Origin of the sequence: Fulvivirga lutimaris (genome assembly GCF_009711525.1) — a bacterium.
GTDB classification, from domain to species: Bacteria; Bacteroidota; Bacteroidia; order Cytophagales; family Cyclobacteriaceae; genus Fulvivirga; species Fulvivirga lutimaris.
Genome location: NZ_SMLV01000377.1, coordinates 1 through 1037, shown reverse-complemented (window position 1 = coordinate 1037; position 1037 = coordinate 1). Strand labels below are relative to the sequence as shown.

Sequence of the window (1037 nt, the reverse complement as noted above, 5' to 3'; positions counted from 1 at the left end):
GGGGCGGTGCGAAAGAATGATCAAAATGAGATAACGAATATCATTGAAGTTGACTCTTTGACAACGACAGTAAAGAAAATTGAGCAAAATGGAGGTCGAATTTTAGAAATAAAGGAAGCTGCTGACCTTGGTAAAATGGTCTTTTTTGAAGCACCTGAGAACATAAAAATGGCAGCTATTGAATTTTATAAATCATACTAATATGAAAAAGCTCCTACTAACCTTATTATTAACATCTGCAGCATTACTATCCAATGCGCAAGACGAGCAAGGCAACCCACCAAATGAAATCGTCAAGTATTATTTTATTGAGCTTATCACTAATCCTGATAAGCCGGATCTTCCGAAAATGCAAGTTGACAGCATACAGCGGGAGCACATGAAAAACATCAATCAGATGGTAGTAGATAATCAGCTTATGCTGGCGGGGCCATTTGAAAATGGAGGGGGCATCTTCATTGTGAATGTAAAAACGATTGAAGAGGCCGAAGCATTGGTTTCACGTGACCCTGCAGTAAAATCTGGCAGACTCCTAACTGAGGTACGTCCATGGTATACTACTAAAGGAGCCTTTGGCATTGAATTTAAAAAAGACAACTAACCAACTTTATTACCTATGAAACAATTAAAGATAAATCATGCCGCTGTTTGGGTCTCAATCATTGTGGCACAGTTCGTCCGTCCTTTGTGGTATGATTATATTTTTTTTGGCATCCGCTGGATGGAGCTGAATGAATTTGTAGAAGAAGATTTTACAAGCTTCAGTCTGCCAATTGGCCTTGTAGTAGCACTTGTCTCAGGGGTAGCTGGGGCATATGGTCTTGCCTGGCTTTATAACAAACTTAATGTCAGTTCTGCTGTAGAGGGTATGAAATATGCCTTCATAATTTGGCTGTGCTTCAGGTTTCTGGAAGTTACAACTCAAAACTATTTTTCATTAAGACCATTTGAATTGACCATTCTTGATGAAACTGCAGTGCTTATGCAATATCAAATCTTCGGTGCTATTCTTGGCGGTTGGAAAAAATATAAAAGTG

At 38.9% G+C, this 1037-nt stretch carries 3 protein-coding genes; all 3 read left to right on the top strand.

The genetic code is table 11. From position 1 onward, the window contains the following. Positions 1–201 (top strand): VOC family protein (locus E1140_RS10980; RefSeq protein WP_185153532.1); only part of this gene is annotated, 201 nt, incomplete at its 5' end. A gap of 1 nt (position 202) precedes the next feature. Beyond that, positions 203–601 (top strand): YciI family protein, encoded by a 399-nt coding sequence (locus E1140_RS10975; protein ID WP_155183175.1) that lies wholly within the window; start codon positions 203–205, stop codon positions 599–601. A gap of 15 nt (positions 602–616) precedes the next feature. Then, on the top strand, positions 617–1037 hold a 421-nt coding region (locus E1140_RS10970), incomplete at its 3' end, for a DUF1761 domain-containing protein (protein ID WP_155183173.1).

Bases quoted from the DNA above. Each gene is read 5' to 3' on its own strand.
- E1140_RS10975 (WP_155183175.1), top strand. From the start codon at position 203: ATGAAAAAGCTCCTACTAACCTTATTATTAACATCTGCAGCATTACTA.